The organism is Nocardia niwae NBRC 108934 = DSM 45340, from assembly GCF_001613465.1.
Classification (GTDB): domain Bacteria; phylum Actinomycetota; class Actinomycetes; order Mycobacteriales; family Mycobacteriaceae; genus Nocardia; species Nocardia niwae.
Map to the genome: position 1 here is coordinate 719,288 of NZ_BDCK01000015.1, position 17,718 is coordinate 737,005.

The following is a 17,718-nucleotide window of genomic DNA, read 5'->3' on the forward strand; positions in this document are numbered from 1 at the left end:
ACACAACAGTGGATCGGGCGGCCGTGCTGCCGACGCGGATTCCCGGCGACACCGACAGCAACCAGGGCGCTGTCCTGCCGCTGCGGGTGGTGCGGGTGATCGAGGAGACCGACGACGCGGTCTCGCTGGAACTGGATCCGGCCACCGGGCGGTCGAATTCGATCGCCTACCGGGCTGGTCAGTTCCTGACCCTGCGGATACCGAGTGAGCTGACGGGCTCGGTGAGCCGGTGTTACTCCCTGTCCAGTGCGCCACACGAGGAAGGGCCGCTGAAGGTCACCGTCAAGCGAACGCCAGACGGCTACGGATCCAACTGGCTGTGCGACAACGCCGTCGCGGGAACGGTTCTCGACGCGCTGCCGCCCGCCGGTGTGTTCACCCCCGCGTCGCTCGACGACGACGTGCTGTTGTTCGCGGCAGGCAGTGGGATCACCCCGGTGCTGTCGATCCTGAAATCGATACTGGCAGCCGGGGCCGGGCACTGCACGCTGATCTACGCCAACCGCGACGAACGATCGGTGATCTTCGCCGCCGAACTCGCCGACCTCGCGGCCCGGTATCCCGGCCGCCTGGTCGTGGTGCACTGGCTGGAGAGCCTGCAAGGGCTGCCCACCCGCGCGCAGCTCGCGGCGCTGGCCGGACCGTGGTCCGAGCGCGAAGCGTTCGTCTGCGGCCCCGGTCCCTTCATGGACGCGGTCTCCGCAGCGCTGATCGGGCTGGGCGCCGGGCGCGTGCACGTCGAGAAATTCGTGTCGCTCACCGGCAACCCGTTCGAGAGCGCCGTCCCGGAACCGGCCGACTCCGGCGACAGCGCCGCGGTCGAAGTCGAACTCGACGGCGAGACGCGCGAACTTCCGTGGCCACGCGAGCAGGTCCTGCTCGACGTCCTGCTGGCCCATGGGCTGGCGGCGCCCTACTCCTGCCGTGAGGGCGCCTGCAGCGCCTGCACCTGCCGAGTCGTCTCGGGGCAGGTGGAGATGCGGCACAACGAAGTTCTCGACGAGGCCGATCTGGCCGACGGATACGTGCTGGCCTGCCAGGCGGTCCCGGTCACCGACACGGTGCAAGTCACCTATTCCTGAGGAGTACGACGAATCAATGGCTGACATCGCCTCGCTCGGTTACGTCCGAGTCGCCATCGCCGATGCGGCGGCCTGGCGCGCCTTCGCCTTCGACGTGATGGGCTTCGCCCAGGCCACCGGACCGAATCCGGACAGTCTGTATCTGCGGATGGACGAGCACGCCTACCGCTTCGAACTCGTTCCCGCCGAACAGGACCGGGTGCTGGCCGTGGGCTGGGAGGTGCGCGACTACCGCGCGCTCGCCCGGGTGCGGCGAACACTGGAGCGGGCGGGTGTGGCTGTCACGCCACTGACCCAGGATCAGGTCGACGCACTGCGCGTGGAAGAGGCCTTCACCTTCACCGATCCCGCGGGCTTCACCGTCGAGGTCTTCCACGGTCCGGTCCTCGACCACAGCCCGGTCGTCACCGTGCACGGCAACCGTTTCGTCACCGGGGGATTGGGCCTGGGTCATGTCGTGCTCCCGGTGCCCGACCTGGAGGAGGCGAACCGCTTCTATTGTGAGGTGCTCGGATTCCTGCCGCGTGGCTCGTTCCGGGTGCCCACCCCACCCGAGGCAGGGCCGGTTCGGGTGCGCTTCCTCGGGGTCAACCAGCGCCATCACAGCCTCGCGCTGATCCCCGGGACGCGCCCCGAGGGGCCCGGCCTGGTACACATCATGGTCGAGGTCGACCAGCTCGACTCCGTCGGCCGGGCCCTCGACCGCGTCATGCGGGCCGGCTACCCGCTGTCGTCGACCCTCGGCAGGCACACCAACGACAAGATGATCTCCTTCTACGTCCGCACCCCCGGCGGCTGGGATCTCGAATACGGCACCGAGGGCGTTCTGGTCGACGAAGCCACCTACAGCGCCGAGGAGATCACCGCCGACAGCTACTGGGGCCACGAATGGTCACGTGGCTGACTCGGCGGTTCGGCCGCGCGGCGGGGTCCTAGACTGTCGACTCGAGGAGGAAGGACGCTGATGAAGCGAAATCTGAACTGCCCCTGCGGGGAATCGATCGTCGGAACCGACGAGGACGATCTGGTGGCGAAGACGCAAGCCCACCTGGCGGAGAAACACCCCGGTCACGACTACTCGCGCGACGAGATCTTGTTCATCGCGTACTGATCGAGGAGGGTCGCGCCCGGCCTCACGGTCTCGGGCGCAAACCTTCGATCATGTGGGTGGTGGTCTCGTCCACCAGTTCGTCGGCGGTCTCCACGGCGATCACGCCCGAGCCGACGAAGGTGGCCAGACCTTGCAGCGCGGCGACCGCGGACAGCGCGATGCGCCGCGGATCGCCCGCGATCACTTCACCCCGCTTCTGCGCTTCGGCGATGAGCGCAACCGGCGTCGCGAATGCCGCGTCCACGGCCCGCGACATCGCATCGCCCGCGGCGGGACTGTGCCTGCGCGCGAACATCAACGCGACGAGTTCCGAATTCTCGGTCGCGAAATGGAGATACGTGCGGGCGAGATCCCGGATGTGCCCGTCGGCCGAACTGGCGGCCGCCGTCTGCTCCAAAGCGGCGGCGAGACGTTGGAATCCGGACACCGCGATGGCGTCCAGGAGCGCTTGCTTGTCCTTGAAATGCCGGGTCGGAGCGGCGTGGCTGACTCCGACGTCACGGGCCAGTCCGCGCAGTGACAGGCCGTCGACGCCGGACTCGCGCAGCGTCGCCTCAGCGCGCTGGAGCAACTCGGCGCGCAGGTCGCCGTGGTGGTAGGACCGGCTTCGCGTGATCGGCATGGTGTATGCAGGATAACAAAATGTAGCCGTTGCCTACTTTGTAGGCAGTGACTACATTGACTCGCATGACGGTTCGGACCTTCACCGCCCCGATCGCAGTGCTGACGGTCTTCGCGGCGCTGCTGGGCACGATGTACCTCGGCTACGCGAGCAATACCGAGAAGAACCTGCACGACTTCCCCATCGCCCTGGTCAATCAAGACGTCGGCGACACGCTCGACGGCAAACCCGCCAATGTCGGCGCCCAGATCACCGACGCGCTGGTCGCGGGTATGCCGGCGGAGAAGATCGACCTGCGCGTCGTCGGCATCGCCGAGGCGCGCACACAGTTGCAGCACGGTGCGGTCTACGGCGCCATCGTCATCCCGTCCGATTTCACCAAGCGGCTGGCGATTCTGGGCGCGGGCGCCGTGGTGCCCGGAGCGATCGAGCGCCCGGTGATCACGATCAACACCAACCCGCGCATCGGTCCCTACACCACCGGAATCATGCAGCGGATCGCCGCTCGTGCGCTGACCCAGGTGGACGAGACCGTCGGCAAGAATCTGACCGACCAGGTGAACTCCGCCTTGGCCGCGGGGCCGGGCGCGCCGGTCGAGGTCAGTGGCGCCGCGCGCCTGATGCTCGCCGACCCGGTGCAGATCGTCACCGCGCCGTATCGTCCGATGGACGATGGGGCAGGTCAAGGGCTGGTCGCCTTCTTCTACACCTTGATCCTGCTGTTGGCGGGCTTCACCGGAGCCATGATCATCCACACCCTCGTCGACTCGGTCCTCGGTTTCACTCCCACCGAATACGGCCCGTGGTTCGTCCACCCGCCGGCCACCGGGATCTCCCGTTTCCGCACCTTGCTGGTGAAGTGGGCGGTCATCGTCACAGCGGCGCCGATTCTGTCCGGAATATTCCTCGCCGTCGCCGCGGCATTGCGGGTTCCACTGGGCAGCCCACTGCTGCTGTGGCTCTACGGCACACTCGCCATCGTCGCCGTCGGCGTGACCGCGCTGGCCGTCCTGGCCACCTTCGGGACCGCCGGCCTGCTGGTCAACCTGATCCTGTTCGTCGTTCTCGGCCTGCCGTCCTCGGCCGCCACGGTCCCGCTGGAAGCGACGCCCGTCTATATCGCGAAGTTGGCCGCGTTCGAACCGATGCACCAGATCTACCTGGCTGTGCGCGCCATCCTCTTCTTCGACGCCCACGCCGAAGCCGGTTTCGGTCTCGGACTGTGGATGACGCTGCTCGGTCTCGGAATCGGTGTGGTGCTCGGTGTCACGGCCACTTACGCCTACGACCGTCGCGGACTGCACCGCGCGACAGCGCCCGGCGGCAGTACCCCGGTCGTAGGTGCGCCCGCCGTCGCCGGATGAGTGGGAATCGGGTGGTCGGTCGCCGCTTTCGGATCGGCCGAGGCCTCGGCCGAGCACGTGGCGTACCTGTGGGAGCTGATCGAGCGTTCCGGGAAGTCCGAGCACTGACGTTCGCCGGCCTGCGCAAGGCGGGTCGGGCGCAGTCGGAGATCGCGTAGTCGACTACTCGCGCCGACACTCCCGAAGCTGAGCAGACTGTTCGGTATGACGCAGGGGACATCCAGCGCACCCGCCACCTGTGCGAGGACGATCGGCGCCACGATCGAGAACTGACATGGTGCTCATCGGCCACAACGCAGACACAACGTGTTTCCAGCTCACGTTGGTCGAGGAATTCGCCCTGCGAAACGGCGGCAGGCAGCTCGACCTTCCACACATGGCGGAACGGGTGCTGACCTACCTCGCGTTGCTGGACCGGCCGGTCGCGCGCAGCCGCCTCGCCGGCGCACTGTGGCCCGGATGCACCGACAGCTGCGCGTCGAAGAGCCTGCGCACCGCGCTGTGGCGGCTCCGGCGCGTCCAGGAGGCGCTGGTGCAGATCGAGGGTGATCGACTCCACCTCGGGCACGGCGTATCCGTCGACCTGGCCGACCTGACCGATCTGACACACCGGCTCATCCACGACCCCGGGAGCGAGGATCTCGCGCGAGTGCCGCTGCTGCTCCAGCGTAGGGAGCTGCTACCGGACTGGGATGAGGACTGGGTGGTCGCCGACCGGGAGCGTTATCGATTGAGCCGGGTCACGGCACTCGAATCGGCTGCCCAGGCCCTGCTGGAACATCGGCAGACCGGCGCGGCGCTCATCGCGGCCTCGGCGGTCGTGCAGCAGGAGCCGTTACGGGAAAGCTCCCGCCGGATCGTCATCCAGATTCATCTCGCGCAAGGCAACGAGGCCGACGCGATCCGTGAGTACCGGCGCTATCGCGACTTGCTCGGAGCCGAGTTCGGTGCTGTGCCATCGTCTCGCATGGACGACCTGCTGCTGCGCATCCGCCGACGGAGATCCCGCCATGATCGACTCGCCTCCGTCTGAGCCGGGGCGGGCCGGGAGACGCCGCGGTGACGCCGGGGAGACGCGGGCGCTCGATACTCCGCTGATAACAGCGGTGATCGCACCGAATCCGAGACGGCCAGGCGGGTGGGCGATGAATCTACACGAGCAGAGCCGGGCAGCGTGGGTGGAGCAGATCCAGGCCGCGGGCCGGCGTTACCTCCAAACCGAGACCAAGCGTGAGGACATCGAGCACCTTCGCAAAGTCAAGGACAGCAGCGTTGTCGACTCGGCGGAACAGATCAGCGCTCGAGCACAGCGGCTGGCCGCCGGTGGCGACGTACCGATCGAAGCCATCATCGCGGTCGGCCGCACGGAGCCCGCGGACCGGATCAGCACCCTGGAGCGGATGATCGGGGCCAGCAACGAGCTGCAACCGGCCAACTTCCTCGCCCGTGGCGCTCGCACCGCCGGTGCGGTCGCGCGCATCTCCCAGGTACGCAACGGACGTGAGATCCCGATGGGCACCGGATTCCTGGTCTCGCCCAGGCTGCTGCTGACCAACAACCACGTCCTGCCCGACGAGGACTCCGTCCGGCAGGTCGTCGTGGAATTCGGCGCCGAGACGACGATCGACAACACTCCCGGTCGCCCGCGGCAATTCCGTCTCGACCCCGGCTTCTTCGTCACCGACGAGCACCTGGACTTCACCCTCGTGCTCGTGCGGCCCGATGCCGACGGCAAGCCGGCCGGGGACGTCGTCGGCTGGTGGAATCACCTGATCGCCGACCAAGGCAAGATCGTCATCGGCGAGGCGATGAACATCATCGGCCACCCCATGGGCCGGCTCAAGGAAATCGGAATCCGCAAGAACCAGCTCGATCTGCAGCTGGATCACTTCCTGCATTACTCGACCGACACCGAGCCGGGAAACTCCGGGTCTCCGGTCTTCAACGACCAGTGGGAGGTCGTCGCGCTGCACCATTCCGGCGTCCCGCGCGCCGACGGGCAAGGACGGACGCTGCGGCGCGACGGCACCGTGTGGCACCGCGACGACGGCGACGACGCGATCGCCTGGATCGCCAACGAGGGTGTGCGCATCAGCGTGATTCTCGCGCATCTGGCCGCACTGCCGCTCCCGGCTCGCCACCGCGAACTGCTCGCCGAACTCGGCCCCGCCTCCGGGCTCACCGGCGTTTCGGCCGCTCCGGTGACTCCCTCCGAGCCTCGCGTCGAGCAGGCGGGCGCCACGATGCCGCGCGAGAGCACGGGATTCCTCCGCGGAGTAGTCGCGCGACCGGGCGCGTTCGGCGGTACGAGTCACCTGCTCTTCCTGCACGGCCGAAGCCAGCAGGGCCACGACCCGGAGGTGCTGCGGCGGGAGTGGACCGCGGGGCTCAACAAGGGTCTGACCCTAGCCGGGATCAACCCGATCGACCCCGCCGACGCCTACTTCCCCTTCTACGGTGACCGGCTGGCAACGTTGCTGCAAACCCGGGAGGCAGCTGTCGTCGACCCCGAGACCATGGCCGTCGACCGCGCCGAGGCCATGGCGCCGGCGACAGCGCAGGGCCGTCGCGTGTACGAGGAACTCCTGCAGGGAGCGGCCGAGGACGCCGGAATGCCGGTGAACCAGGAGCCCGTGGCAGAAGAAGGACTCGGGTCGTTCGGCAGCGCGCTCGTAGGCAAACTGCAGCGGCAGCTCAGCTGGATCGCCGCTCGCTGCGACGTGGACGACATCATCATCGCGCAGGTCTTCCGGGACGTCGCCACCTACCTCACCGACGAGCGGATCCGGCAGGACGTGCTCGCCTGTGTGCTCGAGACCGTGCCTCCCGCGGGGCGGCTGGTACTGGTCAGCCACAGCCTGGGGACCGTCGTCGCGATGGATCTGCTCACCCGGCTCGCCCCTGAACTCGACGTCGCCGTGCTGGTCACCGCCGGAAGCCCACTGGGTCTGGACGCGGTCCACGACAAACTCCTGGTGCGTGGCCCGCACCGGCCCGAACGCGTCCGCAACTGGACCAATACGTGGGCCGCCGTCGACCCGATCGCGATCGGATGCCCGTTGCGTGACACCTGGCAGGGACAGCTCCAGGAGTTCCCCGTGGACAACCCCAAAGACCGTCCGCACAGCATCGCCGAATACCTGGGCCACCCCGCTGTCGCCAAGGTCGTGCACGAGGGCCTCGCGTCCGCGCCGATCTGACCGTCCGCGACCGCTGACCCCGCATGATCGGGCGCGACGGGGCCACCCACGCCGGTAGTATCGGGCTTGGTGGTTCCCCTCGGCCGTCGTTCGGCCGGGCAGCGGCCACGGGAGTGGGATATGAGCGCGCGCGACGGCCCCAGCCTGCGGCGGTTGCATCGCAGCACCAGGGTGCTGGTGATCGCCGCCACGGTATTCGTTGCGTCTTTGCTGATCGTCCCCAGGCTGATCAGAGCCTATGTCGGCTGGCTGTGGTTCGGAGAAGTCGGATTCCGCGGTGTCTGGCTGACTGTGCTGCTCACCCGGCTGTCGCTGTTCCTCGTCATCGCACTCGTCGTCGGTGGCGTTCTCTTCGCCGCGATGTGGCTCGCCTTCCGGTTCCGCCCGCTGTTCGTGCCGGAGTCCGAGGAAGAAGACAGCCTCCGGCCGTATCGGGCCTTGGTGGTCCGGTGGCCGCTGCGGTTCGGTCTCGGCATCGCCGCCGCGGTGGGGCTCATCTGCGGCCTCGCCGCGCAGTCGAGCTGGATGACAGTCCAGCTGTTTCTCCACGGCGGGTCCTTCGGTGTGCCGGATCCGCAGTTCGGGCACGATGTCGGGTTCTATGTCTTCGACCTGCCGTTCTACCGCTTCGTCGTCAACTGGCTGTTCATCGCCGTCGTCCTCGCCTTCGTCGCCGGACTGGTGACCCACTACCTGCTCGGCGGGCTGCGACTGTCCAGGAAAGCGGGCGGGCTCACCCACGCGGCCCGCGTCCAGCTCGCGGTCTTCGCCGGCGCGTTCATCCTCTTGAAGGCGATCGCCTACTGGCTCGACCGGTATTCGCTGCTTTCCAGCCGCAGCAAGGAACCGACCTTCGCGGGCCCCGGCTACACCGACATCAACGCGGTGCTTCCCGCTCGCCTGATCCTCTTCGCGATCGCCCTCATCTGCGCTGCGGCGGTCTTCGCCGCCGTCGTCGTACGCGACCTGCGGATACCGGCGATGGCCGCCGCCCTTCTGCTGCTGTCGTCGATCCTGGTCGGCGCCGTCTGGCCGTTGGCCGTCGAGCAGTTCTCCGTCCGGCCGAACGCCGCCGACATGGAGCGCGTGTACATCGAACGCAACATCGCGGCCACCCGGCAGGCGTACGGGATCGGCGGAGATCGGGTCGAGTACCAGCCCTATTCCGGCGTCGGCAGCAAGCCGCCGTCGGAGGTTCCCGCGGATGTCACCACGCTCGCCGACGTCCGCCTGCTGGACCCGAACGTGCTCTCCCGGACCTTCACCCAGCAGCAACAGCTGAAGAATTTCTACAGCTTCCCCCCGCATCTGGATCTGGATCGCTACCGCATCGGCGGGCAACTCCGCGACTACGTGGTCGCGGCCCGCGAGCTGACCCCGAGCGCACTGAGCGGCAACCAGCGCCACTGGGTCAATCGGCACACCGTCTACACGCACGGCAACGGATTCGTCGCGGCACCGGCCAACCGGGTGAACGCGGCGGTCCGCGAGGCCGCGGGAGATGCCGCCAGCAGCAACAGCGGGTACCCGATCTACGCGGTCGGCGACATCGCCTCGCAAGCGTCCGGGCATCAAGTGATCCGAGTGGATCAGCCGCGGGTCTATTTCGGCGAAGTGATCGCCCACGCCAGCCCGGACTACGCCATCGTGGGCGGTGGCACCGAGCCCCGGGAGTACGACACCGACACCACCAAGTACACCTACACCGGCGCGGGCGGTGTCCCGATCGGGAATTGGCTCGACCGCCTGGCCTTCGCCGTGACCTACACCGAACGCAACATCATCTTCTCGAAGGCTATCGGTCCCGAGTCGAAGATCATCTTCAATCGCGATCCGCGTCATCGGGTGGAACTCGTCGCCCCGTGGTTGACGACCGACAACAACCCTTACCCTGCGGTCGTGAACGGCCGCATCGTCTGGATCGTCGACGCGTACACCGCGATCGACGGCTACCCTTACGCCAAGCGCAGTTCGCTGGAAGCCCTGGAGCCGGGCGACGACAGCCACCGCGGCTCCCCGGGACAGATTTCCTACGTGCGCAACTCCATCAAGGCCACCGTCGACGCATACGACGGCACGGTGACTCTCTACCAGGTCGATCGGCACGATCCCGTCCTGGCGGCATGGATGAAGGTCTTCCCCGGCACGGTCGAACCCGAGGAATCGATCACCCCGGAGTTGCGCGCTCACTTCCGGTATCCGGAGGACTTGTTCACGATCCAGCGCGAGATGCTCGCCAAATATCACGTCGACGAACCGCGAGAGTTCTTCACCACCAACGCTTTCTGGTCGGTCCCCAGCGACCCCACCGTGGAAACCAACCCGCACCAACCCCCGTTCTACGTCCTTGTCGGCGATCAGGGCAGCGCCGAGCCCTCGTTCCGGCTGGCCAGCGCGATGGTCGGATACAACAGGGAATTCCTCTCCGCCTACGTCTCGGTCCGCTCCGATCCCGAGAACTACGGCAAGATCAGCGTGTTGCAGCTGCCCACCGACACGCTCACCCAAGGGCCGCAGCAGATCCAGAACTCGATGATCTCCGACACCAGAGTGGCGTCCGAGCGGACGCTGCTGGAGCGCTCGAACCGGATCCAGTACGGCAACCTGCTCACTCTGCCGATCGCCGACGGTGGCGTTCTCTACGCCGAGCCGCTTTTCACCGAGCGCATCTCGACCGCACCGAACGCGTCGACGTTCCCGCAGCTGGCGCGGGTGCTGGTCAGCTACCGCGAGCCCGGCACCGGCGGCGTCCTCGTTGGCTACGCGCCCACCCTCGCCGAGGCGCTGGACCAGGTCTTCGGTCCGGGCACCGGCCGGTTCGCCACACCGCCCGGCGGCGGTCCCGGCGCGCCACTGCCTCCGGGTCAACAGCCCGCCGCGCCGCCCGCAGCGCAACCGCCCGCGCAGGCGGCGCCGCCCGATCGCGCGAAGATCGCCGAACTCAACGCGCAGATCGACGAAATCCGGGCCGCCCTGGAACGTCTGCAGAAGCAGTTGAACGAACTCGAGCGCAACGGTCGCTGACGCTCGCGTTTCCCGACCTACTCCGATTCGGTTGCGGCCGAAGAACCTTCGATTGCCGGGGCGGGCTGCGCGTCCGGCAGGTGAACGAGGACCAGGCCGACGCCGGCGATCAGGAAGTTCTGCAGCGCGGCCGACGACGCGTTCACATCGTCGTTGGCCCACATGCGGAACCATTCGCCGCCGATGGTCAGGAACCCGCCCGCGAACAGCAGCACCGCCATCGTCCAGCCCAGGCTCGACAGTTTCGCGGCTACGTCCAGACCGGCTCGGATCCGGCGCGGCCGTCCGCTCAGCTCCCGCACCCACGCGGCCCCCGCGGCCAGCAGCACGAAGGCGATCAGGAACTCCCAGATCACCACCAGGATGTAGGCGACGAGCGCGACATTGCCGTTGGTGATCGCGCGCCAGTCCGTGCCCGGGTTGTGGATCGTGGCCTTCATCGACAGCACGGCCGCCACCCCGTTGCGGTTGGTGTCGGTGTCCACGCAGTTGGTGAACGCGACCAACAGGTAGTAGAAGCCGGTGATGGTGGCCAGCGTCGCCACCGCCATGCGCCGGCTGCCCACCACATCGAGAACCTCTGCGCCGCTGCGCGTCATCTGGCCTACCTCGGGTCGACTGGCATGAATGTCCGGACTTGACGGCGTCGACGATCATATCGGCGCGAGGCGCGCGGCCCTCCCCACGGCGGGGGAGCCGGACGCGGTGGCGATGCGTCGAGAACCGCTCTGTCCCAAGCCGTTCCGCTCTCCATGCGGCTGGTCGGCCCTCGATGTCCAGGCACCGTCCTGCGGTGAAGATGCGCCCGGATCGACTACGAGCTATCGGCCGGGAAACGCGGCGACTGCGCCACCCGGAACGGTGACGCAGTCGCATGCTGTGGGGTCGAAAGCCTCAGCGGGGGTACCGGAGGTTCGATCCCACCGAGCGGTTTGCTCTACTGCGCGGTGGTCTGCCGTTTCGGCAGCTTCCACCCCGGCCGCGGGAAGTGGCAGGTGTAGCCGTCCGGGTAGCGCAGCAGGTAGTCCTGATGCTCCGGCTCGGCCTCCCAGAACTCGCTCGCGGGGGTCACCTCGGTGACCACCTTGCCGGGCCACAGGCCCGAGGCGTCCACATCGGCGATGGTGTCCGAAGCGATCCGCTTCTGGTCGTCATCGAGATAGAAGATCGCCGAACGGTAACTGGTCCCGAGGTCGTTGCCTTGGCGGTCCTTCGTCGTCGGATCGTGGATCTGGAAGAAGAACTCCAGCAGCTCCCGGTAGTCCGTCCCCGCCGGGTCGTAGACGATCTCCACGGCCTCGGCATGGCCCGGGTGGTTGCGGTAGGTGGGATGGTCGTTGCGTCCACCGGTGTAGCCGACGCGCGTCGACACCACTCCTGGCTGCTTGCGGATCAAGTCCTGCATGCCCCAGAAGCATCCACCGGCCAGAATCGCCTTCCGCGTGTCGGTCACGCCTCCTCCTTCGCGAAGAGAGTCCTGTACTGTCCGTAGCCTTCCGCCTCGAGGTCGTCGAGGTGGATGAACCGCAGCGCTGTCGAATTGATGCAGTACCGCAAGCCGCCCGCCGCGCGGGGGCCGTCGGTGAACACATGCCCGAGATGGCTGTCACCGTAGGCCGAACGCACCTCGGTCCGGACCATCAGATGACTGAAGTCCCGTTTCTCCACCACGTGCCCGGCATCGATCGGCTTGGTGAAGCTCGGCCATCCGGATCCGCTGTCGAACTTGTCGACCGAAGCGAACAACGGCTCACCGGAGACCACATCCACATAGATGCCCGGCTCGTGGTTGTCCCAGTACTCGCCGGTGAACGGCCGCTCGGTCCCGTTCTCCTGAGTGACGTGGTACTGCTCAGGGGACAAGGCGGCGACCACCGCGGGATTCCGGTTGTACTCCCGTGCCACATGACCTCCTCGTATCAGCCCCAGGTACAACCCGCGCGCCCGGCCGGAAAATCCCGGCGAGCCGGGCGTCACACTCCGTTCCGCCCGACCGCCCCACCGTTCCCGGATTCCCGCTACGCCGTGGGGCTCGCGGCTGCTGCCGCAGCGGCAGGAACCGTGCTTTCCGCCGCCTTTCTGCGCGGCACCGTGAACACGGCGAGCACGCAGAAGATCGCGACAACGAAGCAGGCGAGGGTGTACCAGAGATTGCCGATCGGGTCTCCTTCGCTGGTCACCCCATCGACGGCGCCGAAGAACTCGGGCAACGCGGTCACCCAGAGCAAAGCCATCACGCACAGGTACACCACGCTGTAGATACGGATGAAGTCGTTTCTATAGGGCACTGCGTCCGCCGCGTCGCGCCGTAGCCGCAGCCATTGACGGCAGAGGACGAAGACGGCGACGACGGTGACGACGACCAGTTCGGCGGCGTAGAGGCTGCCGCGCACCGCCGTGCTTCCCATGCCGAACACCGTCGCGGGAAGGGGCAGCACGGCGGTCCCCAGCGACGCGAGTACGCCGATGACGATCGTGCGCCCGATCAACTCCCGTCCGGAGAAGGCTCGCCCTCGCTCGACATGACGGCCGACGAACAATTGCACGCAGAACGCGAGGGACATCGGCCACAGGGCGGCGAAGACGACCACGCTCGGGAGCGGCACCGAATCGAACATCGGCTGATTCATCGGGTTGTCGGTCGACCATTCCCACCAGCGCAGCTGCGGGCCGAGATGGTCGAAGATCTCATAGAAGGCATGGTGGACGAAGCCCACGCAAGCGGAACCGACGAGAACTCCGTACTGTCGGAAGACCCCGAGCATCCGGACGATCTCGAATGCCAGTGTCGCCATGAACGGATAGATCGCGACGATGTAGAGCGGTAATCGGCCCCAGAGGAATTCCACGGTGAACAAGTTGTGCGCGAACATCGTGTCGACGTGCGCATCGATACCGAACGCCGCGGGAAAGTACAGCGGCGGCTCGATGATGAACAGGTACGCGGTCGCGCCGAACCAGAGCACCAGATTGGTGGGATCGCCGTGGCGGCGCAATCGCAAGATCGCGTAGACGAGCGCGAGTATCGCGCCCAGGACGATGGTGAACTCGAGGACGGGCAGCGTCCAGTTCTCCAACGCGAACGGGTTCCGTATCCCGACCGGTCCGCCTGCCTCCTCGCACGAGAAGCCGAGTGCCGTCGCGAGCCGGTCGAAGGTGGGTGCGCAATGATCAGCCATCGGTCCGGCTCCTAGGGTGCGACCGCGTCGGCGGTGTACCAGTGCGAGACGTCGTAGCCTGCCTCGTAGCGCTCGAACCAGACGTCGGCGAGCGCGGGCAGCTTCTCGTGGTCCGGGTTGTGTTTCGGCAACTGGCTGCGGATGATGCCCGCCAGCGCGACGAGTTGCTCGCCGAGCGGGAGATGGTCGAACGCACGCGGCATCGGGCCATTGTCCTCCGCGTGCAGGAACGGCAGCCACTTGCGCAGCTTCTGTCCGCGCCGGTAATTCGCGAACATCGATAGCGCGTCGACTTTCCGCTCCTCCAGCGGCACATGCTTGTTGAATCCCACGCAGGCCAACCGGATGACCTTCAACACGTGACGGAAGATCGACGGCGCCATGCGCATGCGGTACACGTCGCTGCCGACGACGGAGTCGAAGATGATCAGCGCGGAACTGCGGTGTTCGACCTCTTCGACGAAGTGCCAGATGAACAGCGAGGCCACCCGGTCGTCTCCCGGCCGGAACAGGGTCGCGTCGTTGTCCAGCATCAGTTTGAACACCGGGGTGAAGGTCGCCTCCAGATCGGCGGTATAGGCGAGCCGGTATTCGACCGAGGTGTTCACGGTGAGGCGGTCGAATTCCGCGATCACTTCGTTGAGCGTCTCTTGTAGCCCCGGATAGCGCCTGATCAGGGCGTTGGCGTGCTGGCGGTGGGCGGTGGAGTGCTGACCCTCCTGGCGCACGAAGGCGTCGGCTTCTTCGGCGACCTCCGGATCGGTGATCAGGGGCATGGCCTCGCGGATCATGTTGACGATCATCTTCTCGAAGCCGATCGCCAGGAGGGACACCGCGTTGGCCATGGACGAGAAGGCCGGATTCTCTTCGTTCCACAAGAAGGGCACGTCGTAATCCGCGAATGCGAAGCGCATCTTCCGGACTTGCAGATCGGTCACGTGGCTATACCTCGACTTTCGGAAATGAACCGGTCCGGCGGCACCGCGCGGATGCGCCGAGCTTCGGTGGAGCTGATCATACACACAATGGTTCGAGTGTATGATCAAAATCGACGCGCCGACCCCGAGCCGCGAACGCCCTGTGATACGGTCGAGCCCTTGATCCGGATGGTCGGCGGGCTTGCCATCCAGGCAGTTCGCAGACGACGGGCGTCGAGTCGAGGAAGCGGGCAGTGGCAGGAAGGCGCGGGTGGGGCGGGAGTCCACCGAAGGACGACGAGGAAGCTTCTCGCCGGATCGTCGCCGCCGCCGTCGAGCTGATCGGGCAGACGGGTTCGGAGATCAGCATCGCCGATGTCGCGGAGTCGCTGGGGGTCATCCGTCAGACGGTCTATCGATACTTTCCCAGTGCGGACGCGCTGATGACGGCCGCGGCGATGGCGTCGGTCGACGGTTTTCTCGATCGGCTCACCCGGCATGTCAGCGGGATCGAGGAGGCGGTGGAAGCGATGACCGAGGGCGTGGTGTACACCCTGGCCGAGGTGCGCCGCACACCTCATCTCGGCATCTTGCTGTCGAGCACCTACTCGAACGTGCATCCGGAGAGCCTGACCTCCGAGGAGGCGCAGGCCTTCGGGATGACGATGATCAAACGCTTCGACGTCGATTGGGCCCGCTACGGGTACGACGACGAGTCGCTGCACGAGCTCGTCGAATACGTGCTGCGTACGATGCAGTCGTTCTTCATCTCCCCGGGCAATCCGCCGCGCGGCGAGAACGATTTGCGGCGCTATCTACGACGGTGGATGGGCGCCGCGATCGTCGCTCAGGTGAAGCCGTCGGCGAGCGTCTAGTCCCGCGGGATCATCGCGGTGGCCCGGCTCGGCGAGCGGAGCGCCGCCGTCACGTCAGGAGCCGGTCGCCGTTGCCGTCGAAGCACACCAAGCAGTGCGCCTCGGCGCGCTCGGCGGCGTAGGCCGCCACCCCGGCCGCCGCATGCTCGGACGCCGCCGAGTCGTCGACCGGTGGATCGCCCTCCCAAGCGGCGAAATCGCAACTCACGCGGCGTCCTTCAGCTCGATCGGCACCGCGCGCTACAGCCTGTCTCCTGACGGCGTCGTCCGCCGATGACGAGAGAGGAGCGTGATTCAGCCCTGGTCGTCGAGGCGTACGTTCACGAAGACGCGGCCGCGTTCATCGCGGTGCGCTACCGCATGCCCGCGTCGATCCGCGCCGGGCAAATGCAGCGTGATGGGGCCGCCCTCGCCCAGGAAGTTGCGCCACCACGTCTTCTTGTCCGGCATGGCGACGCCGATGACGAGCTGGTCCCCCTTGCGCCGGTAGTTCACCGGTGTGCTGAACGTCTTGCCTGACCGGCGCCCCACATAGGTGATCTCCACGAAACCCTTGCCCAGCAGCTTCCCGAGCACCGGCGCGCCGAGAAGGGCCACCACACCGGCGTTCACCGCTCCTACGGCGCGTCCTGCCACCGACTTCGATCCCACGACTTCCTCCCGAACATCTCCGAACACCGCCACCCTAGCCGCTGACCGGCGCGGAGTTCGCTCCAGTTCAGCGAACGCGCAACGGAATTCCGTTTTGTGACACTCGCCTTCCGGTTGGAGGCAGGAATCGCGGATTGGTCCGCACGCCCGGTGAACCCGGCTCGATACTCGTGCACGACCGTCGTCATGACGGCCGCAGGCGCACGCACAGAAGGGAACACCGATGACAACCAGCTTGCCCGCATTCCCCGCGGCGAACGAGGATCTGCTGGACACCTGTATCCGGCTCCGGGAGATCGCGCCGGTGGTCGAGGTGGAGTTCCCCGGCGGCGTGCCCGCCTACCTCGCACTGACGCACGACGCGGTCCGCGACATCCTCGCCGGGGACAACAAGACCTTCGCCCGGGATCCGAAGCATTGGCCCGCCCTGCACGACGGTTCGATTCCGGAGGACTGGCCGCTGCGCGCCATCGTGCAGGGCGATCATCTGTCCACCAAGGACGGCGACGACCATCGGCGGCTGCGCGGCCTGATCAGCAAGGCGTTCACCCCGGGCCGGGTGCAGGCGCTGGAGCCGCGCGTGCAACAGATCATCGACAAGTTGCTGGACGAGGTGGTGGCCGCCGGTGACGGCGTCGATCTGGTACCCACCTTCACCGAGGCGCTTCCGATGGCGGTGATCTGTGAGCTTTTCGGCGTCCCGGAGCCGGAGCGCGACCGGCTGCGGCGCTGGACCGCGACCCTGCTGGCGCACACCACTCCGCCGGAAGAGGCTTTCGCGACGCAGAACTCGCTGATGACCTACCTGTACGAACTGGCCGACCGGAAGCAGGCGGAGCCCGGCGACGACCTCACCACCGGCCTGGTGCAAGCGCGCGACCAGGACGACAAGCTCACGGCCGACGAACTGGTCGCCGTCTTGTGGATCATGCTGGTGGCCGGCCATGAGACCACGGTGCACATGCTCGGACACGCCATCCTGGCGCTGGCGCGACACCCGGAGCAGCTCGCTCTGGCGAAGGCCGAGAACCGCTGGGCCGACGTGGTGGAAGAGACTGTGCGCTACCGCCATTCGGTCATGATGACCAGCTGGCGGTTCACCCTGACGGAGGTCACCGTGGGCGGTGTGACCATCCCCAAGGGCAAGGCTGTCGGTGTCGCCTACCAAGCCTGTGGGATCGACCCGACGGAGTACGGCGAAACCGCGAACGAGTTCGACATCACCCGGCCGCAGCGGGGCGGACATCTCGGGTTCGGCCACGGGCCCCGCTACTGCATCGGCGCGGGCCTGGCCCGTCTCGAGGGCCGGCTCGCGCTCGCCTCGCTCTATCGACGACTGCCGGACCTGGAGCTCGCCATCGACCCCGCCGAGATCCCGTACTCGCCGTCCTTCTTCACCGTCGGCCCACTCTCCGTGCCGATCAAACTGGGTGCCGACAAGGGCTGAGTCCCGCTCGGCGGCGCGGCAACCGGGTCCCGGGGCGCACGACTTCGGAGGTCCGGTTGCCGCGCCGGCTGCTCACCGTTCTGCAGCGCGGTGTTCGCGGGCGATTCGTTTTCACCCGCACCGGCGAAGTTGTCGACCGTGCTGCGGTCACCACAGATGTGCTGTGCGTTCGCCGTAGGCACATGAGGTTTCGCGGAGAGATACGTCCCGTTCGTGCGCGGCCTCGGCGCCGGTTCTACCGCGGTG

17 protein-coding genes are annotated in these 17,718 nt (G+C 67.1%); 9 read left to right on the plus strand and 8 right to left on the minus strand.

Annotated features, from left to right (window positions below; translation table 11 throughout):
• Positions 1-38: 38 nt before the first annotated feature.
• The 3 genes from NNI01S_RS07015 to NNI01S_RS33040 are packed head-to-tail and all read left to right on the plus strand — an operon-like array spanning position 39 to position 2,193.
• Positions 39-1,082, plus strand: coding sequence for a ferredoxin--NADP reductase (locus NNI01S_RS07015; protein WP_063018826.1), 1,044 nt, complete (start codon positions 39-41; stop codon positions 1,080-1,082).
• 16 nt (positions 1,083-1,098) lie between these two features.
• Complete coding sequence (locus tag NNI01S_RS07020; protein ID WP_063018576.1) at positions 1,099-1,986, plus strand: VOC family protein; 888 nt, start codon at positions 1,099-1,101, stop codon at positions 1,984-1,986.
• A gap of 60 nt (positions 1,987-2,046) precedes the next feature.
• Complete coding sequence (locus tag NNI01S_RS33040) at positions 2,047-2,193, plus strand: DUF1059 domain-containing protein (RefSeq protein ID WP_063917340.1); 147 nt, start codon at positions 2,047-2,049, stop codon at positions 2,191-2,193.
• Positions 2,194-2,215: 22 nt separating this feature from the next.
• On the opposite strand, the gene NNI01S_RS07025 is transcribed toward NNI01S_RS33040, so the two are convergent.
• Positions 2,216-2,815, minus strand: a complete 600-nt coding sequence (locus NNI01S_RS07025) for a TetR/AcrR family transcriptional regulator (RefSeq protein ID WP_063018578.1) — start codon at positions 2,813-2,815, stop codon at positions 2,216-2,218.
• A 65-nt stretch (positions 2,816-2,880) separates the two neighbouring features.
• Between NNI01S_RS07025 and NNI01S_RS07030 the strand changes: the two genes are divergently transcribed.
• From NNI01S_RS07030 to NNI01S_RS07045, 4 genes are all read left to right on the plus strand, one after another.
• Entirely contained in the window at positions 2,881-4,179 is a 1,299-nt protein-coding gene (locus NNI01S_RS07030; RefSeq protein ID WP_063018580.1) for a YhgE/Pip domain-containing protein, read from the plus strand.
• 274 nt (positions 4,180-4,453) lie between these two features.
• Complete coding sequence (locus NNI01S_RS07035) at positions 4,454-5,212, plus strand: AfsR/SARP family transcriptional regulator (RefSeq protein ID WP_063018582.1); 759 nt, start codon at positions 4,454-4,456, stop codon at positions 5,210-5,212.
• Between the two features lie 112 nt (positions 5,213-5,324).
• The gene (locus NNI01S_RS07040) at positions 5,325-7,379 is read left to right on the plus strand and encodes a trypsin-like peptidase domain-containing protein (protein WP_063018585.1); all 2,055 of its coding nucleotides are present in this window, start codon (positions 5,325-5,327) and stop codon (positions 7,377-7,379) included.
• Between the two features lie 120 nt (positions 7,380-7,499).
• Positions 7,500-10,403 carry a UPF0182 family protein gene (locus NNI01S_RS07045; RefSeq protein WP_063018586.1) on the plus strand — a complete coding sequence of 968 codons (2,904 nt, stop codon included), beginning with the start codon at positions 7,500-7,502 and terminating at the stop codon, positions 10,401-10,403.
• Positions 10,404-10,420: 17 nt separating this feature from the next.
• Here the strand turns inward: NNI01S_RS07045 and NNI01S_RS07050 are convergent, their stop codons facing one another.
• The 5 genes from NNI01S_RS07050 to NNI01S_RS07070 form a co-directional block, all read right to left on the minus strand.
• A complete protein-coding gene (locus NNI01S_RS07050) occupies positions 10,421-11,002 on the minus strand; it encodes a DUF2165 domain-containing protein (protein WP_063018588.1) in 582 nt (193 codons plus the stop codon).
• Positions 11,003-11,340: 338 nt separating this feature from the next.
• Positions 11,341-11,808, minus strand: coding sequence for a peptide-methionine (S)-S-oxide reductase MsrA (msrA, locus tag NNI01S_RS07055; protein WP_439956118.1), 468 nt, complete (start codon positions 11,806-11,808; stop codon positions 11,341-11,343).
• 44 nt (positions 11,809-11,852) lie between these two features.
• Positions 11,853-12,308, minus strand: a complete 456-nt coding sequence (gene msrB, locus NNI01S_RS07060) for a peptide-methionine (R)-S-oxide reductase MsrB (RefSeq protein WP_063018592.1) — start codon at positions 12,306-12,308, stop codon at positions 11,853-11,855.
• Between the two features lie 113 nt (positions 12,309-12,421).
• Positions 12,422-13,582 carry a DUF7802 domain-containing protein gene (locus NNI01S_RS07065; RefSeq protein WP_063018594.1) on the minus strand — a complete coding sequence of 387 codons (1,161 nt, stop codon included), beginning with the start codon at positions 13,580-13,582 and terminating at the stop codon, positions 12,422-12,424.
• Positions 13,583-13,593: 11 nt separating this feature from the next.
• Entirely contained in the window at positions 13,594-14,520 is a 927-nt protein-coding gene (locus NNI01S_RS07070) for a metal-dependent hydrolase (protein ID WP_063018596.1), read from the minus strand.
• Between the two features lie 233 nt (positions 14,521-14,753).
• Here NNI01S_RS07070 and NNI01S_RS07075 point away from each other — a divergent pair, with 233 nt between their 5' ends.
• Complete coding sequence (locus NNI01S_RS07075; RefSeq protein ID WP_063018598.1) at positions 14,754-15,374, plus strand: TetR/AcrR family transcriptional regulator; 621 nt, start codon at positions 14,754-14,756, stop codon at positions 15,372-15,374.
• A gap of 49 nt (positions 15,375-15,423) precedes the next feature.
• Here NNI01S_RS07075 and NNI01S_RS34325 read toward each other — a convergent pair whose 3' ends face one another.
• Together NNI01S_RS34325 and NNI01S_RS07080 are read right to left on the minus strand one after the other, a co-directional pair.
• Positions 15,424-15,582: a hypothetical protein gene (locus tag NNI01S_RS34325; protein ID WP_157114623.1), complete on the minus strand. Its 159-nt coding sequence runs from the start codon at positions 15,580-15,582 to the stop codon at positions 15,424-15,426.
• 86 nt (positions 15,583-15,668) lie between these two features.
• Positions 15,669-16,025 (minus strand): PNPOx family protein, encoded by a 357-nt coding sequence (locus NNI01S_RS07080; protein WP_084488603.1) that lies wholly within the window; start codon positions 16,023-16,025, stop codon positions 15,669-15,671.
• Between the two features lie 223 nt (positions 16,026-16,248).
• On the opposite strand from NNI01S_RS07080, the gene NNI01S_RS07085 reads away from it, so the two are divergent.
• Positions 16,249-17,472: a cytochrome P450 family protein gene (locus NNI01S_RS07085; protein WP_084488579.1), complete on the plus strand. Its 1,224-nt coding sequence runs from the start codon at positions 16,249-16,251 to the stop codon at positions 17,470-17,472.
• The last annotated feature ends 246 nt before the right edge of the window (positions 17,473-17,718 follow it).

Coding starts and splice junctions, on each gene's coding strand:
- NNI01S_RS07085 (WP_084488579.1), top strand. CDS start 16,249: ATGACAACCAGCTTGCCCGCATTCCCCGCGGCGAACGAGGATCTGCTG.
- NNI01S_RS07030 (WP_063018580.1), top strand. CDS start 2,881: ATGACGGTTCGGACCTTCACCGCCCCGATCGCAGTGCTGACGGTCTTC.
- NNI01S_RS07040 (WP_063018585.1), top strand. CDS start 5,325: ATGAATCTACACGAGCAGAGCCGGGCAGCGTGGGTGGAGCAGATCCAG.
- msrA (WP_439956118.1), bottom strand. CDS start 11,808: ATGCAGGACTTGATCCGCAAGCAGCCAGGAGTGGTGTCGACGCGCGTC.
- NNI01S_RS07045 (WP_063018586.1), top strand. CDS start 7,500: ATGAGCGCGCGCGACGGCCCCAGCCTGCGGCGGTTGCATCGCAGCACC.
- NNI01S_RS07050 (WP_063018588.1), bottom strand. CDS start 11,002: ATGACGCGCAGCGGCGCAGAGGTTCTCGATGTGGTGGGCAGCCGGCGC.
- NNI01S_RS07025 (WP_063018578.1), bottom strand. CDS start 2,815: ATGCCGATCACGCGAAGCCGGTCCTACCACCACGGCGACCTGCGCGCC.
- NNI01S_RS07035 (WP_063018582.1), top strand. CDS start 4,454: ATGGTGCTCATCGGCCACAACGCAGACACAACGTGTTTCCAGCTCACG.
- NNI01S_RS07065 (WP_063018594.1), bottom strand. CDS start 13,582: ATGGCTGATCATTGCGCACCCACCTTCGACCGGCTCGCGACGGCACTC.
- NNI01S_RS33040 (WP_063917340.1), top strand. CDS start 2,047: ATGAAGCGAAATCTGAACTGCCCCTGCGGGGAATCGATCGTCGGAACC.
- NNI01S_RS07020 (WP_063018576.1), top strand. CDS start 1,099: ATGGCTGACATCGCCTCGCTCGGTTACGTCCGAGTCGCCATCGCCGAT.